Source organism: Polystyrenella longa (genome assembly GCF_007750395.1).
Lineage (GTDB): Bacteria > Planctomycetota > Planctomycetia > Planctomycetales > Planctomycetaceae > Polystyrenella > Polystyrenella longa.
Window position 1 is genome coordinate 2857696 of sequence record NZ_CP036281.1, and the last position, 25156, is coordinate 2882851.

General features: G+C 48.4%; 20 protein-coding genes and 1 other RNA gene. 10 read left to right on the forward strand and 11 right to left on the reverse strand.

Annotated elements, in window-relative coordinates; all coding sequences use genetic code 11:
- Nucleotides 1-125: 125 nt before the first annotated feature.
- Nucleotides 126-983, reverse strand: coding sequence for a ThuA domain-containing protein (locus Pla110_RS10530; protein ID WP_144995731.1), 858 nt, complete (start codon nt 981-983; stop codon nt 126-128).
- 376 nt (nt 984-1359) lie between these two features.
- On the opposite strand from Pla110_RS10530, the gene Pla110_RS10535 reads away from it, so the two are divergent.
- A complete protein-coding gene (locus tag Pla110_RS10535) occupies nt 1360-1884 on the forward strand; it encodes an NUDIX hydrolase (protein ID WP_144995732.1) in 525 nt (174 codons plus the stop codon).
- A 36-nt stretch (nt 1885-1920) separates the two neighbouring features.
- Here Pla110_RS10535 and Pla110_RS10540 read toward each other — a convergent pair whose 3' ends face one another.
- The gene (locus Pla110_RS10540; RefSeq protein WP_144995733.1) at nt 1921-3681 is read right to left on the reverse strand and encodes an Nramp family divalent metal transporter; all 1761 of its coding nucleotides are present in this window, start codon (nt 3679-3681) and stop codon (nt 1921-1923) included.
- 80 nt (nt 3682-3761) lie between these two features.
- Complete coding sequence (locus Pla110_RS10545; protein WP_144995734.1) at nt 3762-5183, reverse strand: neutral/alkaline non-lysosomal ceramidase N-terminal domain-containing protein; 1422 nt, start codon at nt 5181-5183, stop codon at nt 3762-3764.
- A gap of 212 nt (nt 5184-5395) precedes the next feature.
- Here Pla110_RS10545 and Pla110_RS10550 point away from each other — a divergent pair, with 212 nt between their 5' ends.
- Both Pla110_RS10550 and Pla110_RS10555 read left to right on the forward strand, forming a co-directional pair.
- Complete coding sequence (locus Pla110_RS10550; protein WP_144995735.1) at nt 5396-6133, forward strand: SDR family NAD(P)-dependent oxidoreductase; 738 nt, start codon at nt 5396-5398, stop codon at nt 6131-6133.
- Nucleotides 6134-6249: 116 nt separating this feature from the next.
- A complete protein-coding gene (locus tag Pla110_RS10555; protein ID WP_144995736.1) occupies nt 6250-7878 on the forward strand; it encodes a formylmethanofuran dehydrogenase subunit A in 1629 nt (542 codons plus the stop codon).
- A 14-nt stretch (nt 7879-7892) separates the two neighbouring features.
- Here Pla110_RS10555 and Pla110_RS10560 read toward each other — a convergent pair whose 3' ends face one another.
- Nucleotides 7893-9782 carry a chloride channel protein gene (locus Pla110_RS10560; protein ID WP_197440649.1) on the reverse strand — a complete coding sequence of 630 codons (1890 nt, stop codon included), beginning with the start codon at nt 9780-9782 and terminating at the stop codon, nt 7893-7895.
- Between the two features lie 500 nt (nt 9783-10282).
- Here Pla110_RS10560 and Pla110_RS10565 point away from each other — a divergent pair, with 500 nt between their 5' ends.
- The 3 genes from Pla110_RS10565 to Pla110_RS10575 all read left to right on the forward strand — a co-directional run bounded on the left by Pla110_RS10565 (nt 10283) and on the right by Pla110_RS10575 (nt 14161).
- Nucleotides 10283-11776, forward strand: a complete 1494-nt coding sequence (locus tag Pla110_RS10565; protein ID WP_197440650.1) for an HTTM domain-containing protein — start codon at nt 10283-10285, stop codon at nt 11774-11776.
- A gap of 146 nt (nt 11777-11922) precedes the next feature.
- Nucleotides 11923-12289: a transfer-messenger RNA gene (gene ssrA, locus Pla110_RS10570) on the forward strand.
- Nucleotides 12290-12499: 210 nt separating this feature from the next.
- Complete coding sequence (locus tag Pla110_RS10575) at nt 12500-14161, forward strand: helix-turn-helix domain-containing protein (RefSeq protein ID WP_144995739.1); 1662 nt, start codon at nt 12500-12502, stop codon at nt 14159-14161.
- Nucleotides 14162-14366: 205 nt separating this feature from the next.
- On the opposite strand, the gene Pla110_RS10580 is transcribed toward Pla110_RS10575, so the two are convergent.
- Nucleotides 14367-14789, reverse strand: a complete 423-nt coding sequence (locus Pla110_RS10580; RefSeq protein WP_144995740.1) for a tetratricopeptide repeat protein — start codon at nt 14787-14789, stop codon at nt 14367-14369.
- Nucleotides 14790-14831: 42 nt separating this feature from the next.
- Entirely contained in the window at nt 14832-15185 is a 354-nt protein-coding gene (locus tag Pla110_RS10585; protein ID WP_144995741.1) for a hypothetical protein, read from the reverse strand.
- Nucleotides 15186-15775: 590 nt separating this feature from the next.
- Between Pla110_RS10585 and Pla110_RS10590 the strand changes: the two genes are divergently transcribed.
- The 4 genes from Pla110_RS10590 to Pla110_RS10605 all read left to right on the forward strand — a co-directional run bounded on the left by Pla110_RS10590 (nt 15776) and on the right by Pla110_RS10605 (nt 19651).
- A complete protein-coding gene (locus Pla110_RS10590; RefSeq protein WP_144995742.1) occupies nt 15776-16414 on the forward strand; it encodes a hypothetical protein in 639 nt (212 codons plus the stop codon).
- 228 nt (nt 16415-16642) lie between these two features.
- A complete protein-coding gene (locus Pla110_RS10595; protein ID WP_144995743.1) occupies nt 16643-17029 on the forward strand; it encodes a hypothetical protein in 387 nt (128 codons plus the stop codon).
- Nucleotides 17026-17325, forward strand: a complete 300-nt coding sequence (locus Pla110_RS10600) for a hypothetical protein (protein ID WP_144995744.1) — start codon at nt 17026-17028, stop codon at nt 17323-17325. The genes Pla110_RS10595 and Pla110_RS10600 overlap by 4 nt, the downstream gene beginning before the upstream one ends.
- 166 nt (nt 17326-17491) lie before the next feature.
- A complete protein-coding gene (locus tag Pla110_RS10605) occupies nt 17492-19651 on the forward strand; it encodes a WD40 repeat domain-containing protein (RefSeq protein WP_144995745.1) in 2160 nt (719 codons plus the stop codon).
- 347 nt (nt 19652-19998) lie between these two features.
- Here the strand turns inward: Pla110_RS10605 and Pla110_RS10610 are convergent, their stop codons facing one another.
- From Pla110_RS10610 to Pla110_RS10630, 5 genes are all read right to left on the reverse strand, one after another.
- Complete coding sequence (locus tag Pla110_RS10610; protein WP_144995746.1) at nt 19999-20427, reverse strand: hypothetical protein; 429 nt, start codon at nt 20425-20427, stop codon at nt 19999-20001.
- A 54-nt stretch (nt 20428-20481) separates the two neighbouring features.
- Nucleotides 20482-20769, reverse strand: coding sequence for a hypothetical protein (locus Pla110_RS10615; protein WP_144995747.1), 288 nt, complete (start codon nt 20767-20769; stop codon nt 20482-20484).
- A gap of 102 nt (nt 20770-20871) precedes the next feature.
- Complete coding sequence (locus tag Pla110_RS10620; RefSeq protein WP_144995748.1) at nt 20872-23475, reverse strand: polynucleotide kinase-phosphatase; 2604 nt, start codon at nt 23473-23475, stop codon at nt 20872-20874.
- An 88-nt stretch (nt 23476-23563) separates the two neighbouring features.
- Nucleotides 23564-24334, reverse strand: a complete 771-nt coding sequence (locus Pla110_RS10625) for a nucleotidyltransferase domain-containing protein (protein WP_144995749.1) — start codon at nt 24332-24334, stop codon at nt 23564-23566.
- Nucleotides 24331-25134, reverse strand: coding sequence for an ATP-grasp domain-containing protein (locus Pla110_RS10630; protein WP_197440651.1), 804 nt, complete (start codon nt 25132-25134; stop codon nt 24331-24333). Before Pla110_RS10630 ends, Pla110_RS10625 begins: the two co-directional genes overlap by 4 nt.
- Nucleotides 25135-25156: the final 22 nt, after the last annotated feature.

Sequence of the window (25156 nt, forward strand, 5' to 3'; positions counted from 1 at the left end):
GGAGTGAATCGAGGGAGGAGATAGAACGATCTTTGCTGGAATGTTCTGTCGAGGTTTCTGCTGCGACATCCGTGTCGAACAGCAGCCTACATCAAATATCTGAGTTAACTGAGCTAAAGATGAAATTATTCAGCAGCGGCTTTCGTATCTTTCTTGGCTTTCGCTTCCAATTCAGCGGACACTTCCGGGTTGGGGGTGGCATCGGCTTCAATTTGTCCTGAAGTCCATTTGATGCCTTCCTGAATTGATTTCAGGAAATCAGGGTTGGACCAGGTTTCCTCGCGGTGTCCCAGATTGTTGACGTAAACCCGTCCTTCTCCGTAATCTTTAATCCAGGCGACGGGCACCATGTAAGGCCGTTTTACTTTACTCTTGGCCATGTTGATGCTTAGCAAGACACGCACTTTTTCAGGTTGCCAATTCTTATACTGATAGATCTCATCCTGAATGACGTATTCTTCGCCGAACGACTTCATCATTGGGTTTTTCGTGTCGTTGACAGAAAGTGTCACTTTGCCGTTGGAAGTCCAGGGATGGCCGTTAAAAGTTCCGCCAATCATATCCCAGAATGGTTCGTATTCGTGAAAGGTATCGGTGGCTGAGTGAATCCCAATGACACCGTGTCCTTTAGTGGGTAACCACTCATTGAAGAAGTACTCCAGGTCCTCTTCCGCGATCGGCAAATTACCAGTCGTGTAAAACATGACCAGATCGTAATTCTGGAGATTCTCTTTTGTAAAGTCGGCGGCAGAGTCTTGAGTGCAATGAACTTCAAACTCACCCGTTTGCTGCGCAAGTTGAGTCATCGCGATTTCAGAAGGAGAAAGAGTCTTTTCCTTCCGGTTAACGGAACCATGAACAAAGCCGGCGCTTTGGGTCACCATCAGTATTTTGACCTTCTCAGCCGCATGGAGTGTCTCTGATAGAGACATTCCACCACAGATCAATCCGATCATAAGAAAATGAGTAAGCCAACGTTGCATAGTGATCTCCAGAAGCGGTTTCAGTAAAATGATAGCCGGCGACAATAAGTTTTCGATGAACATGACATTGGAAAACTTCCTGTAAACGAAAATGTTCTGGCGAACAAACGCTCACAGGTTGCTCTCTACCAGTTTAATGGCTGCCAGAACTGAAAACTATCGAAACTTAACACGGAATCTCAATCATTTCCCCATCCTGTCGGAACCGATCGATTCGAAAAACAGTATTCTTTTGAGCGTATCGGCAGGTATTGGAGAGCAGCAGGTGGAGCGGGAATCGCAGTCACACGGATCACGAATTATCTAACTATTTCATTGCGACTGATTCAGTACACCTGAGAAATCTGTATTTCAATCCCTTAGATAAGAGCAACGCATGTCCAATACTGAAACCGTATATCCAGGCAAATATCTGAATGTGCTCCGGAAGGGGAGATGGGAGTACACTGAGCGAGCGAAATCGTCTGGTGTCGTGGCGATTGCGGCCTGTTATCGGGAACAATTGATTCTGACCGAACAATTCCGCCATCCCGTTGATCGTATCGTGATCGATTTACCCGCTGGACTGGTGGGCGACTCGAATGAAGATGAGAACGAAGCAGCACAATCAGCCGCAGAAAGGGAACTACTTGAGGAAACTGGATTCCGAGCCAGGCACTGGCAAAACGCCCTGACGATCCCGACTTCGCCCGGACTAACATCTGAGTTGGTGGAGATCTTTGTAGCCAAAGAATTGGAAAAGGCTTCTGCAGGCGGAGGGGTTGGAGAGGAAGATATTAAGGTACATCTCGTTCCACCGACTAACCTGAACCGCTTTTGGAAAGAACAACGAACTGCGGGAAAGTTGATCGATCCGAAAGTGTATGTCGCTTTGCACCTGTTGGAGTATCGTGCCGAATAAGGCGGTGGATTCCAATGTCTTATACAGTGCTCTGCCCTAGCCACCCTCGGAGAAGTAGGGCCAGATTTCAATTTGAAATGCCTGTAAGGTGAAGTATCCGAAGAAGGCACAGGCCCATATCAGAATGACGAATCGAAGCGGAGTAATGCTGATACTGCGTGGGAGAATCTTACTGTTCAGATAAAGCAGAACGATGGAATACAAAAACATCACCCCGCCATTCATAGCGGCTGAGATCGTGAGCAGTACCAGAGGTTGCTTGAACGTGGCATCAAACTGACTATAGAGAAGAATCACGGAACCGAGGAAAATCTCGCCCCAGAGAAACATGAAGTAAAGTCGGCTTACAGAGAAGCGGTCATTCGTTCGCAGGTAATTCACTTTGACGATATCGGCGGAGATACGAGCCGTTGCATCGAGGACACCCAATTCCGTCGTCAGTAGAATGGTCGCTCCCATGATCATGAACAGATATTGAGGAAAACTTCCAAACTCGGACTTAATAATACTCGCCTGCCCCCAGATGAAATTGAGGCCGCTGCCATACTGGTCGGCGCCGGCGATCAGTTCGCCATCCTCATTATAAAACATGGAATAGGCGATTAATGTCAAAAGTAGAATGCATCCGAAACAGGTGACGAAGAAACTGAGGAAGTGCTCGATGTTGGCACCGCGCCACCAACCTTGCCAGCGAGCCATGTTTTCTTCGTCGTGTGGGAAGTGAAATCCCGTCTGACTGATCGGTTCCTCCTGGCCGGTTAGCGGACTCGTAATGCGTCCGATGTATTTACCCATCCCGTAGCCTTTATCCATGATAAAGTTGCTCTGACTGAGATTCATCGAACCCCCTGCTCCGGCGAAGGCAAGTGCACCGAGCAGCGTCATTGTGCCCAATCCAGACGCCGCATTGGGCATTTCCCCGAAATTGACCAGGCCCGCTAACATTGCTTCAACGGCATAAGGTTTGATCAGAAAGATCCCGAGCACAATCGCACAGAAAAAGACGATTCCGACGAGCACGAACTGGATCTTTTCCACGGTGTTGTAGACAACGGGCCCCGCTGTCAGCACCAGTCCGACAAGAATCAATCCAGCTATCCCGAAGATCTCGTTGTAACGAGCCGTGTAGGTGAGTCCGGTGCCTTGTTCGAGATTGCTTCGTAATGTTCGAATCCCGTCACTGATCTCCGTCGATTCGGGAAGGGAACCGAGTTGTGTGTGCCAGCCGGCTGCGTCTTCGGAAGTCATCGTTCCGGTCCAGCTGATGGTCTGTTTAGAATCATCAACAGTAACTTCGCTTGGAAGCGCCGTGGTTTTTAGAGCGGCGAAGGCATCCTCGTCCAGACGCACCGTCGCAGTCGGTTCCGGACCAAAGAGGGTCCAACTAAGCATCGATCCCGCCCCCGTCGCCCAACCGGGCCAGGCCCACGGGATGATGTTCATCAAGAGCATGATCCACGCCCAATGCTTCGACAGCCGGCAAAATCCAGTGATCGCGGTTTCACCCGTCACCAGCGTGTACCGCTCGATTTCCATGTTCACAAAATACTGTGTGATAACACCCAGCAGACATGCCCAGAAAAAAACGAATCCCGATTTGAAGGTGATATAGGGCCATAGGACGAATTCACCCGAGCCCAGGCTGAGACCGGCCAGCAGAATACTGGGACCGATCATCTTTCGCCACGGGATCGAATCCGGCATCTGTTTGTATAACAGCGGAGGGAGATTTTTGTGAGGAATCATCTCGTCGGGAACAGGTTGGTCCTCGGTGGGCGTGTCAGCAGAGCTGGACATCACGAGACTTTCATGATTGTCTAAAAGAGGCGCGAGCGGCAAATTAGTGATAATGAAGATCGAATCGATCTGAGAGAATGCTAATTCTCTTTTTTAGGATCGAGTTCCTGCAAGAGGCGGACGGCAGTTTCGACCATCTTCTCCCCTTCACCGGAGATAACACGCGAGTTTACCGTTTCGTAACTTCCCTCAGCGAATGCTTTTTGTGTGGGGATATACCCGGGGGCCGCGTTAGCAAGTTCAACGACCAGCGTGGTTTCGAAGGGAGACTCCTGTTTGATCGCCATGCCTAATTCAACAAATACTTCACCAGGCAAGGTGACAATGGCCACTTCAGGAGCAAGACGGAAAACCTGAACTTCCAATGGGATCGTTTTGTCGGGGTACAACTGGAGTGCGAGGATCTTGTAAGTCTCCACGCGAGACAGAAAAGGAACTTTGCTGTCGGCGACATGGGCAATGTCGATCTCAGCTTGTTTGATCTCATCCTGAGTGTATTTCTGTTTGGGTGAATGAAGGATTTCACTCCGAATTGCAAGCGAAGGGGAACTCGTAGGTTTCAACTCGGGGATCGCTTTTAACATTGATTCGGATAACATCGTGCCGATTTCTTCAGTCGTTAATCGATGTTTATTCGTGACATCGACGTGATTAATATCACCACAGGTCCCGATGCCAAAGACGGAGACGAAATCGTCACCGTACTTTTCAGACAGAGTCTTTTGTAGATAGAACGGATAGTCGGCCGAGTATTTGATTCCGCCAACAGTATCGAGATGCAGTGCGAAGGAAGTCAGCGAAGCGGAAGGGGTGGCGTTCTCTGTGGTGGGCTTAAACAGGATCATGCCGATTTCTGGGTCGACTGGTCCGGCTACTCTCAAGACATTGGGGTTCTGCACACCTGGATTGAAACGGACAGTGCCATTCTTCATATGAAAACGGCGATTGAAATTGACGCGAGTTTCATGTCCATAGCCCGCTTCCATTTCCGATGGTTGGCGATTCTCTACCGCCTGCCAGGAGGATTTGGTTAACTGCTGGACAACGAATGCCGGGTAGTCGACTTTCTCGACAGGGTCTTCTCCATGTTCCTCAACTGCTAATTGATGAAACCGATTACGTAAGGCTCCAAAGTATTGAGGCCCTGTGTGAGAATGGGTCGCTGTAATTGCGATATGTTCCACAGGAATTCCCGTTTGTTTCGATATGCTTTTCCGAGCCTTTTGTGCCAGATTGAGATCGATCCCGACCAGATCGCAAACAATAAAGAGAGCTTCGGTTTCACCCTGAGCAAAATACAAAGTCTTGGCCTGAAGTGGGTCCTTAATCCCTTTATTGAGCCGCTCGTAGAAATAACCGCTCATGCGGTATCCCTCGGGAGGAGTGATATCGATCGTGGCTGCACCGACGTAAAGTGGTTCTGGGTCAGCGGCCGCGCAGAATGGTGAGATTTGGTGAATCAACAGGAGCGTGAAGCAGAATGTAAGAAGCGATCGTATCATGATAGGTTTCTACGTTGTTTCAGGTTCAGGGTTTGTCTTCAGGTCCAGGATGTGGAAGAAACGATGTTCGTCTGAAAAGCAGAAAAACGAGCCAGCTGGGTAATGAACTGATTCTGACAAGTTCATACTATGATATTCAATTCGTAAATTCGATGATAATCGATGCTATAGACGAATGTCGTTCCAACCTTTAGTCTGATTTTTCTAAACACATGCCACCCAAACTGTTGAATAAGACCGCCGTTGTCACGGGCGGGAGCCGCGGAATTGGTCGGGCGGTTGTGGAGCTACTTCTACAAGAGGGAGCCCGCGTCATCGCCGTTTCCCGGTCCATTGATCAACCTGATGGGCTGGAAGAACTTGCCTCGCCTCGTTTGATTACCCATCTAACGGACGTGACCAACCCGTCGGATCTGGCGAGATTGGTGGAATTCACTCAGCGCCGCATTCGCAATGTTGACATTCTCTGTCCACTGGCGGGACGTCTATTCCATGCTGATTTATTAGAGACGTCTCGGGAGTTAATCGAAGAAAACATCCGGATCAACAGTATTTCGGCTTGGGAGACCTTTCAAAAGTTCCGACCCATACTTTCTAAACAAGCGGCTGTTTGTTTCATTACGTTTGCTCCCCTGTTCGAACAAATGGCCGGCCTCGAACAGTTTGCGGGGAGTAAGGCGCTGCTTCGATCTTACGTGCGGTCATTGAGTGATTCCGGTTTGCCTGATCAACGCGTGAATGCAGTCGCGTGCACACCGACACAGACGACAGCTTGGAATGCACCGGATCTGTTACCTCTTGTGAAAGAGAAAAAGTGGAACTGGCTTACTCCTGAAGAAGTTGCCGATACAATTCTCTTTCTGGTCTCCGAAGAGTCGAGAGCGTTACGAGGAACGGAACTGGTTCTGTCGGCACCGGCGAAAAAGAGCGGAAATCGGGTAAGTCGCTGATTCGTCTCACCGCCGAACTGCAATTCTGCTGATTCGCCGTTCCCCGTCATGCTCCTCTTTCGGTATGATGAATCAACACGAATTTTGCCGATCTCCATTCGAAAGACGATTCACCGATGACCTTGCTCCGTATTCAGGGAGGAACAATTTACGACCCCGCTCACGGGATTGATGGCGAGGTGAGTGATCTGTGGGTCGAGGATGGTCGGATTATTGCTACTCCAACATCTCCTGATGTTAAACCGGATCGGACATTAGATGCACATGGATTGGTGGTCATGCCGGCCGGAGTCGATATGCATTGCCATATTGCCGGACCGAAAGTGAATACGGCTCGAAAGATGATTCCCGAGGAAAAACGACGTTCGGAACCGATCCATAAAACCGATTTGACTCGCTCGGGGACGATTGGTTCCGTTCCGAGTACATTCTCAACTGGCTACCTGTACGCCGGATTGGGATACACCACCGCATTTGATGCCGCCATTCCTCCACTCACAGCCCGTCACGCGCATGAAGAGTTCGCCGATACTCCCCTGCTCGACAAGGGGTTCTATGTAATGATGGGTAACAATCATTTTCTGATGGAGCGTATCAAAGCGAACGAGCAGAAATTGGTGAAGGATTACATCGCCTGGTTACTGAACGCGACGCGTGGATATGCCTGCAAACTGGTGAACCCGGGTGGCGTGGAAACGTGGAAACAGAACGGAGAGAAAACGTCGGGCCTCGATCAGACCATCGGGCATTTTGATATCACTCCCCGGGCGATCATCCGCGACATAGCCCGCGCCGCCGACGAGCTACAGCTTCCCCATGCAGTACACATTCATTGCAATAATCTGGGTTTACCGGGTAACTACGAAACGACATTGGAAACGATGAAGGCGCTGGAAGGTTCTCGGGGGCATTTAACGCACATTCAGTTTCATAGCTACGGCGGTGATCCTGATGACCAATCCACCTTCTGTAGCCGAGTGCCAGAGTTGGTTGATTATGTGAACAATCATGAGAATATCACAGTCGATGTCGGTCAGGTGATGTTCGGTGAGACAACCTCCATGACGGGAGATGGACCGCTCGGTCATTTTCTGCATAAAGTAACGGGCAACAAATGGTTCAGCGGCGACATCGAAATGGAAGCAGGCTGCGGAATCGTGCCGATTGTCTATAAAAACAAAAGTCTGATTCATTCGCTGCAGTGGGCCGTCGGTCTGGAGTGGTATCTGATGATGGAGGACCCGTGGCGAATCGCCATGAGCACGGACCACCCTAATGGAGGCTCTTTTCTCGCCTACCCCGAAATTATCGCCCTGCTCATGGACTCTCGCTTGCGTGAAGAGATGTTGCAACAGGTTCCCGCAGGACTGCACTCTATCTGCACTCTTCCTGAGTTGACTCGTGAATACACTCTCAGCGAGATCACGATTATCACCCGTGCCGCGCCGGCACGAATGCTCGGTTTAACGCAGAAAGGGCATTTAGGCCCAGGGGCAGATGCGGACATCACCCTCTATCAGCCTCAGGATGATAAACGGAAAATGTTCGAACTTCCCCGCTACGTACTTAGCGCAGGAGAGGTGATCGTCGACGATGGCGAAATTCGCAAGGTGACCCAGGGAAATCTACAGTCGGTTACCCCCGACTACGACCTCGACTGCCGTCCTTACTTCAAAGACTGGTTCGAAAAGCACTACACGATCGCATTCGATAACTTCGAAATCTCTGATGAAGAACCGTTGTAAACGCCGGTTTCTCCCTAATAGTGCCGCAGCATTTCCTGGCGATAACGGAGCATTACTTCGGAGCGAAGTAGGACACCGACGAGCTGTCGTTGGCCGTTGATGATTCGTTCAACGGGAAGGCTGTCCACATCTCGAGTGCCGAAGTCGCGGATCGCTTCGAGCAGGTTTTCGTCGGGAGAAACAGAGATTGGGCTGGCGAGTGCAATGTCATCCGCGTTCAGGAGATGGGGCGGGATGTCCGTATCAAGCATGCGGTGTAGATCTTCAGGGCGAATAATGCCGATCAGTTGCTTCTCTACGTTCATCACGGGGATCGACTCGATGTGGCTATTCTTTTGAGCGACCTGAATAATTTGCGTCAGATTGTCTGTGTTGAGTACTGTCGGGAAATTGCGGATCATGACATCGCGCACCATCACATGCTCGAGATGGTGCATGTCGAGACCACGAGCGACGGTTTCACCACGACGGCTCAGTTTTTTATCGTAGATACTCTCGGGATCGACGAAGCGGGCCACCAGACTTGCGAGTCCAGCGGAAACCATAATTGGAAGAATAATGCGGTAGTCACTCGTCATTTCATAAACAATGATAATGGCACTCATTATCCCGTGGGTCGTCCCTGCAACCACGGCTCCCATACCGACGATAGCATAGACCCCAGGGTGCGCGCTGAACTGTTCGGGCAGATACAGGTTCAGTAAAAGACCGAAGCAGGCGCCTGTCGTGGCACCAATATATAAGGAAGGAGCAAAGATTCCCCCGGAGCCACCTCCACCCAAGGTAATGCTGGTCAGGAGTGGTTTGAGCAGTGCCAACGGAAGGAGCCACCAGAAGGTGCTGATCATTTGCGGCTCGCTGAGTTGCACGACCTTTTCCTGTCCGGCTTCCAGTTCGTGGTCACGGATCGAGCTGGTCTTTTCGCTGAACTCTAGATGAAGTGCATGATCGACGACCTCATATCCGACACCGAATAACGGTGGTTCTCGGTGCTCTCCTGCTTCCTGGCGATAGTTACTGTAGTTGGATGGGGCGGGAGGAACAGGGGGATAAAGAATGCCAGCTAGTCCGACAATAAAGCCCGCGAGAACGGCACGTTGCCACCAGCGCGAAACATTTTTTAGTGCCAGATCTTCAGTGTAATAAACGAGCTTAGTAAAGGAGACGGCGATTAATCCACAGACAACCCCCAGAATCAGATAGGAAGGAAGCTGAGCCCAAGCCCCTTCAAACTGATGATACAGTTGTGTGAAGGCAGGATTGAAACCGTGTTCTCCAATTTCGGACTGCACTACGGCGGCCAAGACCGAAGCAATTACAATCGGTGTCAGGCTTTCGACCGCGAAGTTTCCTAACACAATCTCGCTGGCGAACATCACCCCGGCGAGGGGGGCGTTAAATGTCGCGCTGATTCCAGCGGCGGAACCCGAGGCGACAAGCACCTTCATGTTTCGCGCTGACAGTTTCAAGAACTGACCGGAGATACTCCCGAGGGCCGCTCCAATTTGCACGATCGGGCCTTCACGACCGACGGACCCACCCGTACCGATGCAGATACCACTTGCCAGAATCTTCACGAAGGCGACGCGGGGTCGGATCAGGCCATCTCGTCGTGCGACGGCGGCGATCACTTCGGGAACTCCGTGCCCTTGAGCTTCAGGCGCGAATCTCAGTGTTAGCCAGGAGACTATAAGTAAACCGAGAATCGGAGTGAAGAGGAGCAGGTAGAAGGCGGGTGGTTTATCGTCGCTCCAAGCCAGAATCGCATCGACACTCACATAGCTGACCGCATGGATGAGATGAGTAAATACAACAGAGCCCAGTCCGCCGGCGATGCCAATCAGAATGGCCAGAAAGATCGTCAATGTGACTTCATGCGTGAACCATTGGCGCAATGAGGACACAATCCAGTTCTGGGCGCGTGAGAAGACGTTATCTTTGCGGGGCGGCTCCATAATTTTATTAACTAGGAGAATCGGCGAAGCGATTGTTATTTTAGAGGCAGGGGAAAAGGTGGGACCAGGCAGACAGCATCTCGGAAAATCGTCTTGGACGAGATTATTCTTCATTCGCTAATCAACGAAGCCGGTCGCAATAAGGGGGTCGGATCGAACTCACGAACTGCAAAATCGCGTGCATTGTCCCAAAGAGATCGATAGAATAAAACTCCCCTCGTGGGGATGCCAGTCCCCTGCTCTCGAATTAAGGTGAATTCCCGGAGAGTAAGCAGAATTAAATCCAATCTGGAGTCATCTCTGCAACTTCCTGCAGTTTCTGGGTCTCAACTTCATTTCCCGGTCCTCTCTGGACGGCTGATCTTTAATTCGACGGCCACAATCCCTATTACAATTTGATCTCCATTTTGTCTGGTGTCAGTATGAGCGTCTCTCCTTCAAAATCCCATATGCAAAATCCCTCGCAGACAGGGGGAGACGGCTTCTGGAGCCGATGGACAGCTACTTGGTTCGAGCCCGTTCCTATTCACGGACTCGTTTTCTTCCGCATCGTGTTTGGTTTACTGATTGCGTCTCTGATCATCAGTAAGTACTTCGGACTCGACTTAATTGGCCAGTACTATATTAAGCCAAATTTCCACTTCACTTACTACGGTTTTTCCTGGGTCAAACCTCTGCCTCCAGCGGGGATGTATGCTGTCTTCTGGGCAATGCTCGCCGCCTCTCTGGGAGTCGCCTTCGGATTTTGCTACCGCTTCTCTGCAGCAACCCTGTTTGGACTTTGGACTTATGTATTTCTGTTGGAGAAAGCGGTTTACCAGAACCATCACTACCTGGCGATGCTAATCGCCTTCGTTCTGATTTTCATTCCGGCCCACCGAAAGTTTTCACTGGATGCCCTCTTCCGTAAGAAGATAAGGCAGGATGTCGCCCCCGCCTGGTCGCTCTGGGCGATTCGTATCTTAATTGCCATTCCATACATATACGGTGCGTTTGCAAAGATGAACGGCGACTGGCTTGCCGCCCGTCCGCTATGGATCTGGATCAATGTCGGTACCATATCGGAGGCGATGCCCGAGGCGATGAAGGTGGAATCGACAGCTTGGTTCATGAGCTACTATGGACTGTTGTTTGACTTGCTGGTTGTCCCAGCCCTCTTCTGGGGACGCACGCGATTGCTTGCCTGCCTGGGAATTCTGGCATTTCATGGTTCAAACATTTTTCTGTTTTACATCGGGATCTTCCCTCCCATGATGCTGGCCAGCACCTTGCTCTTTTTCCCAAAAGATTTCTTTCCGAACTTGGTGGCGGCAATCAAAAGAGAAAGAAAATTCGACTGGTCCCTCTTGTGGAAAACAGAAAAGATCGAATTACCTGAAACGGGACTTCAAAACCCGACGGGCTCTCAGCGATTGGCAATCTGTTCGCTCGTGCTTTTTTTCGGGTTCCAGTTTCTGTTCCCATTCCGGCATTTAATGTACGCAGGGAATCCATCTTGGAATGGACGGGGTGATCTGTTCGCCTGGCGGATGATGTTGGATGATAAACGAGGTCAGGCACAATTCCGGATGATGGACTTCAAAAACAAACAGGAAATGTCCGTTCGGACACTCGATCCAAAAGCGAAAATCAACCTGTCTTTGGTCCAGCAACTCAGTATGCTGCGGCAACCGGATATGGTGCTGGAGTATGCCCAGTTTCTGGAGGACGAATATGTAACCGCCCGCAAGGGAGCTGTTTCCAAGGAAGATGTGCGGGTATATGCCCGTGTTCTTGCCAGCTTGAACGGTCGCCCATACCTCGATATGATTAATCCCTCGGCGGATCTCACTGAGATTAATCGTCGCTTGATTGAATCTGACGACTGGATAATCCCAGAGCTGCCAGCAAGTCAAACACCTAAGCACTTGTCAGACTTGATGTTACCGGAATTGGAAAAATAAGGTGAATTCCTCAAACAATGCGAACTCGGACGACGTATATAATGTCTGAAGAGATAGAATATGGTGATTTTCGGTTCGGATTAGCGTCCGGATTGCCGAATAACTGAAGTGAGAAGATGATCTTTTACAATTGAGAGTCACGAATTGGGGGCGATCGGCTTCGACTGGATCGCCGTAGATTGAGGTGGCGTGTCGTGGTTAATCTGCAGGCCACGTAAAAAGCAGATTAAACAATAACTGCAAATAATAAACAATTTGCAATGGCTTGCTAATTTAGGTTAGCGTAGCTCCAGCCTAGGGATCCCTGACTGAGGAGACCGAAAGCTGGTTGACAAAATCAGTCTGGTATCAGGTCAATGTTCGCTACGCCTGATACGAGATAAGTGGTGAACTGGTTACTGGAGGTTTTGTTTATTGACCCAAAGGTAACGAGAAACAATCGATAAACTACACACGTAGAGGCTTCTCTCAAAGCATCACAGGACGCGGGTTCGATTCCCGCCGCCTCCATTCAGGGTTCAAGGTCTTAATTGACTTTGAACCCTTTTTTAATGTATTGAAGTTGATGTTTCAGGTGCAGTTGTGGCAGTCCAAAAAACCGAAAAACAGGCGGAATTGACTAAATAAGTGACTAAATATGCCTTGCCAATTGACTACAACTTTCCCAAACTGAACTATTGTCGAAATGACTAGTATCCCTGTTCTGCGAATTGAAGGCTCAGAATGGCAGCCAGTTCCAAGAAAAAACCAGCCAACAATCGCCCGAATATCGGCTGGGTGAAAACCTCAAATGGGAAGCGGGTTCCGAAGAGATTCACCATCAATGGTACACCTGCTGAGTTTCGCCAAAGAGTCACTGCGTTAAAACAACTTTGGGATGACGTCTGTGTGGACCAACAGACTATATCTGGTCCGGGCGTAGACTTGCCTAACCCCAATCCACCAGTGTGGTCAGGTTGGGCCGTATCGTTTGCGGAGAGACTTCAAAAGGGGGAACTGACCATAACCGTTCCTCCCGTTCAATATGAACGACCGCTCAACTACGCAATCAGAATCAATATGCTCAAAGCAACGTATCCCTCGCTGCACATAATCGCCACTGGCGATTATGAGATTGGTCAAGCTGAACTGACTGAAGGCATGAACGAACATGTCAAAAGAGATTATGTCAAAACCGGTCGTATTCAAACAGCAGCGCCATTCACCTCAGGCGAGTTGGGAACATTGCATGGTGCTCTGTCAGACTACATCGAATGGTTGCAGGTCGAATACGAATCGCCTGAAGCCAATGAAACCATCACTGATACTGGTGATGGCAAAACTCGAATGGCAAAATCATTTCTCAATCGCTTCGATGACATGCCTTTGCAGGCTCTAGACATCGATGGGATAGAAACCATCGTCCAGTATTTTCGCAATCGTCCAGCGAAAATGTTGCCCAATGGAAAACCATCGGGAAAATCAATGGCAGTTCGATCCTGTCGAAATGCAATCAAAGAACTTTTCTTTTTCATGAGGTGGCTCCATCGCAACAAAAAATACCAATGGCAGCTTCCTCCTGACGCCATGTTTATCAGTCGGCAAATAAAAGAGACTGAAGACGAAGTCAACGAACAAGCAAAAGACACTCCCGTTTATACAATCGAACAACTTACCATCCTCAACAAATATGCCACACCTATTGAACGTGTCTTTTTTCTCTTGGGTCTCAATTGTGCCTATGGTGCAGACCAGTCAACAAGGCTGAGAGTTTGCGAAGTGGACTGGAAAACACATTTGATTGAACGTGTTAGGTATAAGAAGAAAACAAAATCAACACACAAACTATGGGCTCAGACCATGCAGGGTCTGCTGTGGTGTAAAGGTGACCGAACAAATGGTTCTACGGAAAGGCTGATCCTCAAAAAGAATGGTGAGAGTTACTGGAGAAAAACCAAAGGTGGCGCAAGGGCTAAAGATGCACCTAAACTTTTCAATAACCTAGTCATGAGAGTTCAGAACGATTTTCCTGATTTTCCTTGGTTAGGTTTCAACGCACTGAGGGATACATCGATAAACTTAGTCAGACAACATTCAGATGGAGAACTGTCATCGACGCATGCTGCTCATAAACATCAAACAGACGATAAGCATCTAAATGCTTACTCAAATCCCAGAATACAGAAGTTGTTTCTGGTGCTGGATATGCTCGAATTAAAATTAGCACCTGTCTTTGAGGCTGCTGGTCTTCATCCATTTGAGCAACCTCCAAAGAACTATCTTGGTCACAAGACCATTGAGCAGATAAATGACATGTTGAAGGATGGGAAGCGACCAGTAGAAATTGCCAGAGAATGTAGAGTGAGTAACGCAACAGTCTACCGGTACAGAAACAAGCTCAAATAAGAGGACCTAGGGGGCGGTACACTGAGAATGTGCCGTTTTTGCGGGGACTGAAAAATACTGCCGCAAAATGGTCTTCGGTGTAGACCAACCTAGAACGTCTGCAAATCTTTTTCAAGAAACCGCCAATTTCTGGTGTACCGGTTTTCAAACCATTTCAGCCTGTCCAGCCAGCGACGATTGCACTCAAGAAGTCAAAATGGGAAGCTCACTCTCTTCCAAGCTGTGACACAACATCTGAAATCAATTCCAAATACTCTGTCTCACCGTCGAATACCTCTGAGCCTCCATTGAGAAATGCGGTCGTCAATCCTGTGCGAGCCTTCTCAGGATCACCGAGTTGATGAAACACTTGCCCTCGGCGTAGTCGAATGAATGGGTTTGACGCTCCACCGGGACAGAGCAAGATGTCGTTCAACGCTGCTTGTGCTTTAGCACACTCCCGTAACTTGTAGAAGCAGTCTGCAATCGCACCAATTGCCTGTGTGGCCTCTTCGTGATCCCGTTTCGGGTCAGGGATCAACTTGGATGCGTCTTGAAATAGCAGGCGTTCCGCTTCATAGTCTTCTCCATCGAAGCAGAGTTCGCCATCGGTCATCAGATTGCGAAACTGATATTGCCAGCTTTCCATCAGAGTCCTCGTTTCCTGATTTCTACTCTCTTTTAAGCTGCGTCACTCACCTTGTTGCCGGTCAAACTCTGCGTCGGCTTCATTCAAGATATTCGCAAGAACTTCGGTGCTAATTTGACACTTGTCGAGAAACGTGCAGGTGTCGATTGTCTCACCCTCGGGTAATTCGTAAATCCTGCTGTCTATCGAGAGTTCGCCTAGAGTTGCCATGACCTTTCGAAGAAGTCCAGCGTTGAAGTCATAATCGCTGTTGAACAGATCAAGTTCAATCACAGGAGCGTTGGTCGCCAGTGATGTGCGAAGTTCCTCTAAACTCTTCTGGGTCACTTTGTGAAGCCGGAACACCACGTCTGCACGTTGTGCCTGCTGTTCCAAATAGACAACAATACGAGACATTGTTTTTCTCTGACAAATAGGTTCTCACATAAGCCACGACTGAAAACACGGGAGTTTTGCGAGCCGAGCCGTCGCTCCAGTCGTGCCAAAAAGACTTTACGCTTCTCAACAATCGCCCCGACTTAAATATAGTCAGGTCTATTTCAAGAATTACAGATTAGGCCAATTCAAAAGACGTGGATAAACTCACCCTATCATTCATGGTGAGATAGCTCATTAATATCTGCTCACTCGTTTTGAAATTTAGCATGCTCTTTTGCTGTACTTCATGTTTCATGCAGTCAATCTCGGAACTGGTCTTTCTGGTTTTCGTCAATCACATCCATTTGCCAAAGGTTGGTAGATCTAATCATATCAATCTATTGTTTCAGCGATTTCTATTCGTAGTCGTGCCCTAATTGCCACGACAATACCTGCTCACTTTAAAGTCTGCAATGACGAAATACAGTCGCATGAAGTTCTCCAGACAAATGTCCTGACAATGTCGGATGTCAATTGATAGAGAATCGTTCCTAAGATGTCACAACTGGCATTTCGCCGGTAACGCCGATTCGGCGGTATTTCTTTTTTAGATCAGAAAGATTGTGACAATGAATTTGGAAAATGAGAATGCTGAAAGCATAGATTACCAGAGGACTCAGCTATGGAGCTATATTACAGGCGAGCACTTTAAGAATGGCAATAGACGATACATCTTGGGCGAATGCAGGGCACTTGCTCGTGAGATTGATACCGACATGACCTATGATGGAGAGCTCTCTCCCTACACCAGTGATGCCTTAGGAGAATATGTTGATCCGAAGGGCGGAGTTAGTGTAGTGAAGTATTCCGATGATGTTTACTACTACGTTTCGAGAGACGGGGAGATCTTCATCGATGGAGACATGTTGAAGTCATTGCTCTTTAGAAGCGTCACGAGAGAATTGCGATTTGATGTGTCCAAACAAATGACATTGGACCCAATGTCGATCATTCCGAATCCAGTCCCTAACAGCCAAGTGAGAAAAATATGTAATGTGCCCCCGGAATTCAATGAATTTTACCACGGAATAACAGATGGTCTAGTTCTCGCTTTAGTGCATCATGATGGAGTCCGTGCATTTATCTATTTTGAAATAGAAGATCTGCAATATGAAATCGACACTTACGTCGAAAAGATTTTGCCCCTGATGCCCGTGGGGACTGAAGTCGTCACGTGTTCCCCATCTCGTTACCAGTTGTGTTTTTAGAGCGATTGAAATCACATAAGCCATTATTTGTAAACGGGGATATGACTATGCGTTAAGAGCCCCTACTCGCATTTCCTTTTGCTGGCTATATGGTCTAATCACTCAAGTCGAAGATAGATACAGTACAGAGGGGTCTCGTTCAAACACATCCATTGATGTGAATGCTCATTCCCCTACTTACTGACACCTTCTGACTCTCCGATAACTTACTCGTAATCGGAGAAATCAATGTCCAACTTTCCTGCACTTTCCTTGATCCCCACGGGAACTCCAGAGCATCCACGCTTCGTAATTTCCAAGCTACCTCGTCTGTATTGGACAGGCGATGACTGGAGCCCCGAACTGAAGACCGCCCTACTCTTTTCTGATCAACAGGTCGCCGGTAAAGCTGCATTCGAGCTCCTGTCAAAATCGTCAGAAAGTAGTAAGAAGTTTCGATTCGTAGCCCCGATTGAGGTCGAGGTACGGGCTGATGATGTTCTTGATCTAATCGATCTGCAAGTATGGCTCATTAATGCATCCCGTCTCTATGTTGACTACAAGAAAGCCGGTCTCCCCAATGCCACAGCATTGTTATCGATTGATTGGACTGAATTGAAGGAGGTAGAGGAATGAAGAAGCTGATTACAATTTTTGTATTGGTAGGAGTGGCTGTCGTTTATGGTGCCCAAGAAGCTCCGAAACCGAAGGGCATCTTCTCGATGCTCACTGCTGGTCAGTCAGTGGACCTTAAGAATGAAGGGGCGGCGTACACGATCTGTACTTATGATGGCGATGCACCGACGAGTCATACCGTTCTTGAGGTTGGAGAAGATTACGTCATATTGCGAGATATCGCCGGTGTTACGGAGACGGCGGTGTCAGTTTACTCAGTGAAGTCAATTGAGAAGGTGAAGCTGACGTTGGAGTGATGTAATCTCCTACATGCATCCATGTAGGAGAAGGTCACAAACAATAGTGGATATAAAACTGCCTTCAAAGAGGACTCCACCTTTACATATTCGCATGGGCATGATTAGATAAAGGGGCAGGTAGACAACTGTCCCAGTGTGCATTGCCTTATGAGACTTCAGAAATATGATTCCTGATCCGTTCAATCGATCAAATCTTGATCCCTATTCAGTATGGCTCGGTATTCCAGCTCATAAGAGACCGCCAACTTATTTCGATCTACTGCATCTTTCGCCAAAGGTCAATGATCGTGAAACCATCAAGTTAGCAGCCAAAAGACAAAAGTCTGTCGTTGATTCATTTCGAGGAAGCGAACATGAGGAATGGGCGGCCCGCATCTCTTATGAAATTAATGAAGCGACCGTATGCCTATTGGACCCCACGTTGCGAAGGAGCTATAGGAATCGACTAAGAAATGCCGCACGAAAAGGCAAACTTTATTCAGCGAATGTCAAAGAGTCGATTCCCGCTTATATATATCGACAAATCGTTGGTGAAGAATCTGGCATTACTCGGGAGTTCGCTGGAGTAATGCTTGTCCTCACGACAGCCATTCTCGTTACTTTAGTAGTCTCATTTCTTCTCCCTTGGGGATCTCTTCCTGAAATAGCACGAGAGCGTAGAGGTGTCCACGTCGATGATGTTGCTGCTCAGCCACCTAAGGATGTTGGAGAGAAAGCTCCAAATCCAATGGTTCCTGCCAAGGCATCAGACAACGCCCCGGTAGAAAAGATAGCGGAGACGGAACAAGTCGGCGAGGTCAGGGTGTTCCAAGGTCATCAACAAGCGATCAATTCGGTCGCATTCTCTCCTGATGGAATGCTTATTGCATCGGGAAGCGACGACAAGACTGTCCGTGTCTGGGATGTGAAAACTGGAATGTCTATTTGGACCGCATCACCATTTGGAACTCGGGTATTGAAAGTGTTGTTCAGTCCAGATGGAAAAAAGTTGCTTGCTTGCGACCGAAAAGAACTCTACGAGTTCGAAAGTCGTAAAGGGAAAGTGCTGGAGACCTTTGAAATCGGAATGAGCGATTATGTGGACATCAGTCGTGACGGTCGATTGCTGCTTAAGGCTCACAAGCAGGGAGCTCTCGTTGTATTTGATTTGGATCAAAAAAATCAGATCCTAAATCAGGAGCGTAATTGGGGCACAGCTATCGCCACATTTGATCCCAGTGGTGAGCATATCATCTACGGGGAGTATGGACTGGATCGTCAGAATCTCAAATCAAAGAATATACAGAAAAGACTCATCAAACAGCTAGGTTATTTCGAAGGTCTCGATGTCTCACCAGATGGGCGTATATTAGCAACCGGCAGTGGTAAATTGTGGGAAGACAATCAAAACAAACTTGGCAATTGTCTCGTGAGATTGTGGAACTTGTATGATGGTTCGGAAGTAAAGCAGTTCTCAGAACATAGTGATTGGGTTCGGGCAGTGGCATTCTCGCCAAGCGGACAACATCTTCTTTCTGGAGGGGGAGGAACACCCAACGACTGGCATGGACATAGGGCCGGAGCCGACAGGAAGCTGCGATTGTGGAATGTCAATCCCCCTAAACTTAATAAAGAATTTGATGGACACAGGGCAGGTATTCTGTCCGTATGCTTTTCTCCAGATGGTCAATATGCCTTGAGTGGTAGTGCTGATAAAACGCTTAGACTCTGGAAACTTCCTGATGAACTCCCGATGGCGATAGCAAGAAAGTCGAATACCCCCCAGTCCAAAGCTGCATTGCAAGAAAAAAAGAACACCACCCCACCCGTCACTACAGTCACCTACACGTTCGAGAATCGAGATTCCCTCAGACCATTCCGCTGTTCGGGGCGGTATAACATCAAAGGCGGGGGTGGTCTGGAATTTCGCAAGCCAGAAAATGCAAATTTACCACATTCTAAGGCTGTATCAGCGTCAGAATTCACCTATCCGATCACGGCCAATTTTCAAGTCTACGCTTTGTCTGACGCCACATATGACGTCTGGCCCGGATTATTCGAGAGTCTTACTTTTTACTGGGGGAACTACTACAACACCGTTACGAACATCAAAGTCGGGCCTGACATGCGGACGGTAAGAAACAGAAAGATTATGGCAGGTAAGCCCTACCAAATCGAGCTGTCGGTAGATGAAAACAGACTTTTTAAGATTAGCATCGACGGAGAATTGATTCACCAAGAAGTCGTAAATAACAATGTGAAACTCCAAGGTCCCATCGTTCTCGGCGGTGGCATCGGTCATGTTGTCTATAAGAAGGTAACCGTTACGGGACGAGAGTTATGAACAGATCGGTGATCAATAAGTCACATCGTAATTCTCTATGACTATCGAACCTTCTGAATGAAACGACCCTATAGGAAATCCCAAATTGTCGCTCAGCGATTTTTCGAAAAGCACATAAGAAAATCGCTTTCAGATATGAACCGAGTTTTTTCTAACGGGAACTATAAAGAAAGTGCAACGTAGTCGCTTCAGAGCCGGGGGCGGGGTGTCTGGTAAATGACTTTTTTGCTTGGAATTGTTGCATTTATAGTTATGCAACACGGGTGTCCGAGTCCCACAGATGTCTCTTAATTGAACGACAAAAGAGAAGAACTCCCGTCCGTGGGAGCTCTTCGTTTGACAAATTGTCAAGCAGATTCGATCTGAGCATTCCGTCGTTTCTGCCGACGTCGCTCATGGTGGGAATGGACGGTCTCTCGCCATTCAGTATTCCCTCCGAACTGATCCATCGGCACCATCTCAAGGTACTTCATAGGACATGAGTAGTAGTACGGTCCCATTGCCTCATCCATATCCTTGTACCCCCATGCGTCCGACTGGTATCTCAAAAGGTCGCAGGCGATCCATCGCTCAGTCGGTTGAATGTCGCCGTCGTCTTTCTGAAAAGTTCGTTCCCAAACAGACCAGAGGACGCCCGAGAATGTATTGCCACGAAAGCAGTTAGCGAGACATGTTGTTTTCACCTCCATGCCGTCATCTCCTGTTCGTTCCCATTCTTGAGTTCGTTCAGCAATCAATTCTTTTCTTGATAGACCAACTCTGAATAACCAACCCATTTTGATTCTCCTGTTTCAAGTGAAGAGTGTTGTTTAACACTTGAAGAGGAGGTGTCAGTATTCTTCAGGCAGGAGTATGGTTGTCGAAGAACGGTCTCCCTCAGTAATGATCCAGATCTTTGTTCCATCAGATAGCTTATAAGCAGACAGGATACGGAACCCTTCAGTAACCGCCTCATCGTTGGCAGTTTTGTCTTCTTCATGAAGAACTCCCCAATCGCCCCTAACGTGACGACTTAGCAATGCAACCATTAATTCGTCTACTCTTTCGAAAGTAGCGATGGCTCCGGGGGTGGCGACGATTTGACCAAGATTGAAGAGTTGTTTCGATTGTTGGATCATGTGACGTTCCTTTTGGGGAGTAACAAAACTGAAGGACATTGTTTCGTAATAAGGTGTCCTCAGTTTCTTTATCCCGGAACTAATGATCTCCCACTCCCTTTGCTATAGCCTTGGATCGACGGGTTCGCTCTCAAGAGCCAAGACGCCGAAGATGCACTCGTGAACTCTTCTCAATGGTTCCTTGCGGACAAATCGTTCTAATGCCTCAATACCGAGTGCAAATTCTCTAAGAGCGAGAGATCGCTTACGGCCAAGATTTCGATTTCTCAGGCGAGGTAAATTTTCATCGGAATCGTAGTCAGGGCTGTATATGATCCTTAGATATTCCTTTCCACGGCATTTTACGGCAGGTTGTACAAGTCCTTTCTTTCCTTGTACAACCCAATCAATCGGTTTGATAACCATTCCTTCGCCCCCACTCCCAGTAAGGTTTGTCCACCAGTCAATACCTGCTGAGATGCTATCCAAATCAGTGAGGTCGATGGTTTTGTGTACTGTAGGAGTAAGAATGTCGGTATCTTCTTTGCAGATTTTCTCCAGTGTTTCCATATGCCATAGATGATTTTGATCTGTGTGAACTTTGCCCTCTGTTGCCAACAGGTGGAAAGGAGCGAGTTTCAGCCCATTGATCGATTCAACAGGCCAGCAATACTGGCGATAGGCGGTGACAAAATGTTCGATGTTGCTCTGCCGATCACGGACATGAGCGAGAACGGATGCCATTCTGGAGTCGTGATTTCCGTCTAGGCTCATTCGCTCAGCCGCCAGTTCGAGAGCACCGATGGCTTCGGGAAGTGATGCTTTTCCTGCGGCACCTACTGCGGCATATTGGGAGCGAAGTAACTCCTGTGCTTTTGCGGACCACGGCATCAGTTCGCAGTCAAAGCAAGCCCATGAGGTTTGGAACTGGTCCCAGAACCCGGAAGAGTCCATTGCAGCACGCAATCGATCAAGAAACTTCATTTCCAGTTCAGGATCGTTGAAGAATCGTCTGCCTGTGCGAGTGTAGACGACTCCGAATTCTCCTTCGGATACACCGAATCGCTCTCGGGCGACATCTTCATCCCGACAGACTACAACGACGGCCCTTGACCCCATGTGCTTCTCCTCACACACGACCTGCGGGACACCTTGGCTGCGGAAGTACGAAAACGCTTCGGCGGGATGTTCCAGCAATCCCGACTCGTTTGATGTTTCGCAGGGTGACATTGTAGGAGGAAGATAAATAAGCCATTTGGGATTAACCGCAAACCGACTCATGATCTCCAACGCTGCGGTGGCATTCTCCTCCCGAATGGTCACATTGTGATGTAGTCGAGTAGACACGATTCGTTTTCCTAACACATCTTCAGCATCGAGAATGTCGTCGTGGATGTGCTGAGCCGACATTGAAGGTTGATCTTCATCTTTGAGAAACGGTCGAACCGGTATGCAGTAGGTCTGTTTAGCTGAAACAGAAATGAACTCCTTCTCTGGGTAACGAAGAGCCGTAAGTTTGCCTCCAAAGACACAGCCCGTATCAACATTCACTGTCCGATTGAGCCATTCAGGAGAGGGAACAGGAGTATGGCCGTAGACAACCGACGCCGATCCACGGTACTCCCCTGCCCAGTTGTACCGCACAGGTAGTCCAAACTCGTCGGTTTCGCCAGTTGTTTCTCCATATAGGGCAAATTCACGGACCTTGCCTGAACCTCTTCCCTGAAACTCTTCTTTCATCCCAGCGTGAGCTACAACTAGCTTGTCATCGTCCAGAACGTAGTGACTCACAAGTCCGTCGAGGAAGTCAGCCAACTCTTTGCAGAACGGTTCACGAAGACCTTCGGGGAGGGCCTCGATTTCGGCCAGTGAGTTCTCCAACCCGTGTTTGATCTGGACGTTCTTTCCTCGTAACTTTCTCAGCAGCTTCACGTCGTGATTTCCGGGGACGCACAGAGCATCTCCGTTCTTAATCATGTTGCGTGCGATGCGGACCACGTCCAAGACACGAGGACCTCGGTCCACGAGATCGCCTACAAATATGACTTTTCGACCTTCGGTATGACGATATGAAACTTCTCCCCAGATGGAATCGTTGTCTACTTCTAATCGCTCATATCCCAACTGATCTAGCAATAGTTCTAGTTCATCACAACATCCGTGAACGTCGCCTATAATGTCGAAGGGGCCATGTTCATCTCTCTTGTCGTTCCAAAGAGGAACTCTCTCAATAGTAGAAGCATCAATCTCATCTACAGAATCCATGACAAAAATGTGTCGAAATCCTTCTCGTTTCAGTAACTTTAAGGAACGCCTGAGTTGGGACCTTTGTTGTCGGATAACATGAGAACCAAATGTGCGGTCCTCACGATCTCTGTTGCGTTCAAGGCAAACTTTCTCAGGTGGATTCAACACAATTGCTACTGGCAGACAATGGTACTCCCTAGCCAACCTTACAAGAGGTTTTCGAGCGTCGGCATGAATGTTTGTAGCATCAATAACTGTCAGGTGACCCCGTGCGAGTCGTTTGGCGGCTATAAAATTCAAGACCTCGAAGGCATCTCTTGTTGCTGTTTGATCGTTCTCATTGTTACTGACCAGTCCACGACAGTAGTCTGAGGAGAGAATCTCGCTCGGAAGGAAGTGCTTCCGGGCGAATGTACTCTTCCCCGCCCCGCTAGGGCCGACGAGAACGACAAGTGAGAGTTTGGGTATTTTAACTTGCATGTGAAAACGCTTCGAATTGTTTAACATTCGCCTGAAGTGATATCTGGACTAACAATGCTCCTGACGAACAGAGCTACTTTACCTGAAGTCATGTTACTTGATGTGACATTCGCAATCGCACAAGTAGATCGTTTAGAGCCGCAGCACCACTTGGCTGATCTGGGAGTTGGCATTGTTCGAAGGCTTCCTCAAGGTTAGAGCGCAATCGCTCATATTCCTGTTCGTGAAACGAAAGGTCGGCCTGATCCAGTGTGCCTTTCTCGTTACCATTAACCTTCCGCTCGATAAGTTCAGGTAAATGTGGGAGTTTAAATGTGTCGTTTAGATGAACTAGATTTGCCTCGACCGTGCCCGTTCGCATGAGATGAATTCCCGTCAGCAGAACTCGGTAGACATACAACAGAGGCTTGACCCGAGGTGGATCTTCCTTCTGAAACAACTTCCACTGCGTGGCTGCGAAGCCAAGGTAATGGTGGGCATGATGCTTCGTCAGACAGTCAGGGGTGATGGCCTTGAGCTCCTCATGTTCCGGTGTCGTGTGAATGATGAGCGGTGATAGCACCTGTTCCATGACATAACCGTTCTTATTCAGCATCAGCCCGAAGAACTTTTTGGCGTCGTGAGTCACAAGGTCGATTTCCATGCCGTCGAAAATGCCCGAATTCTCAATGGTTTCCCGTCCATCACGGAGGCCGACCACTGCTTTCAGTGGCAACAGATGTACGCCACGCAGGTCGAAGTCTGAATCAGGAGACGGAAAGCCATACAGGTGCGCTCCACTGATAGTGGCGAACAGCAATGGGTAGGGATGATCATTGATCTGTTTATGCAATCGAGGATCGCATTGAGCGTCATTCATAATTTGCTAGTCCTTGTCGCCAGTGCATCATAAAAGTCCATTGGATGGCATCGTGCTGGTAATCCAGAAACTTGAGCATCGCCGAGTTCTACAATCATCCAGTTTCCGTCCATTGTTCTCGCAACATCGCAAGTGAAGAAGCGACTTCGGACATTCCTAAGTAGGTTTTCAAAATGTGTGATTGGCGGTTCAACCGTCCCTTCTTGACCTTCCCAATAGGGAGCCCCGGAAATCACTGATCCATCAACTACAAACAGCCGGAATTCCAACGTGAGCGGCATTCCACTTTTGGGGTGGACTCCAATAGGCTCGAATTTGACAAACTCTCGAAATACCAGTCCGCCTTGTAAATCGTCATCCTGTAATTCAATGAAACGATTTACGACCTGTGCAACCTTTTCGGCGTCCGATGCATTGGGGATAAAACAGGCTTCATTCCATTCGTGTTTCCTTGATTTTACATAGTCCTTCACAATGACCGGAGCCGTTCCGAATTGCTTCACTAAATCATTTATAGCTTTCATATCCCAAGAAGTTGATGCCGATTGCATCCAAATGGATCGTGGTGTGTGGCCAGCAATAGCTGAGTAACTATTGGGAAGCCAGTGGCAGTGCAAGTATTCGTCGGGTGAAGTGATGAGTCGAATATTGCGGCGGCAAAGGGCGTCGTGCATCCCCTTGTATTCGTTTGGAGTTAACATCCATCCTCGATAGATTGCAGTCTCCAACTCACTTGTCACCTCCACAAAACGAGCAGATGCTTCTGCATCGCCATTGCGTAAGGCTGAAAAATCGATCAACTCGAAAGCGAAGCCCGCTTCG

Excerpts from the sequence above, each read along its gene's own strand:
- Pla110_RS10530 (WP_144995731.1), bottom strand. The coding sequence starts at position 983 with ATGCAACGTTGGCTTACTCATTTTCTTATGATCGGATTGATCTGTGGT.
- Pla110_RS10535 (WP_144995732.1), top strand. The coding sequence starts at position 1,360 with ATGTCCAATACTGAAACCGTATATCCAGGCAAATATCTGAATGTGCTC.
- Pla110_RS10540 (WP_144995733.1), bottom strand. The coding sequence starts at position 3,681 with ATGTCCAGCTCTGCTGACACGCCCACCGAGGACCAACCTGTTCCCGAC.
- Pla110_RS10545 (WP_144995734.1), bottom strand. The coding sequence starts at position 5,183 with ATGATACGATCGCTTCTTACATTCTGCTTCACGCTCCTGTTGATTCAC.
- Pla110_RS10550 (WP_144995735.1), top strand. The coding sequence starts at position 5,396 with ATGCCACCCAAACTGTTGAATAAGACCGCCGTTGTCACGGGCGGGAGC.
- Pla110_RS10555 (WP_144995736.1), top strand. The coding sequence starts at position 6,250 with ATGACCTTGCTCCGTATTCAGGGAGGAACAATTTACGACCCCGCTCAC.
- Pla110_RS10565 (WP_197440650.1), top strand. The coding sequence starts at position 10,283 with ATGCAAAATCCCTCGCAGACAGGGGGAGACGGCTTCTGGAGCCGATGG.
- Pla110_RS10575 (WP_144995739.1), top strand. The coding sequence starts at position 12,500 with ATGGCAGCCAGTTCCAAGAAAAAACCAGCCAACAATCGCCCGAATATC.
- Pla110_RS10580 (WP_144995740.1), bottom strand. The coding sequence starts at position 14,789 with ATGGAAAGCTGGCAATATCAGTTTCGCAATCTGATGACCGATGGCGAA.
- Pla110_RS10585 (WP_144995741.1), bottom strand. The coding sequence starts at position 15,185 with ATGTCTCGTATTGTTGTCTATTTGGAACAGCAGGCACAACGTGCAGAC.
- Pla110_RS10590 (WP_144995742.1), top strand. The coding sequence starts at position 15,776 with ATGAATTTGGAAAATGAGAATGCTGAAAGCATAGATTACCAGAGGACT.
- Pla110_RS10595 (WP_144995743.1), top strand. The coding sequence starts at position 16,643 with ATGTCCAACTTTCCTGCACTTTCCTTGATCCCCACGGGAACTCCAGAG.
- Pla110_RS10600 (WP_144995744.1), top strand. The coding sequence starts at position 17,026 with ATGAAGAAGCTGATTACAATTTTTGTATTGGTAGGAGTGGCTGTCGTT.
- Pla110_RS10605 (WP_144995745.1), top strand. The coding sequence starts at position 17,492 with ATGATTCCTGATCCGTTCAATCGATCAAATCTTGATCCCTATTCAGTA.
- Pla110_RS10610 (WP_144995746.1), bottom strand. The coding sequence starts at position 20,427 with ATGGGTTGGTTATTCAGAGTTGGTCTATCAAGAAAAGAATTGATTGCT.
- Pla110_RS10615 (WP_144995747.1), bottom strand. The coding sequence starts at position 20,769 with ATGATCCAACAATCGAAACAACTCTTCAATCTTGGTCAAATCGTCGCC.
- Pla110_RS10620 (WP_144995748.1), bottom strand. The coding sequence starts at position 23,475 with ATGCAAGTTAAAATACCCAAACTCTCACTTGTCGTTCTCGTCGGCCCT.
- Pla110_RS10625 (WP_144995749.1), bottom strand. The coding sequence starts at position 24,334 with ATGAATGACGCTCAATGCGATCCTCGATTGCATAAACAGATCAATGAT.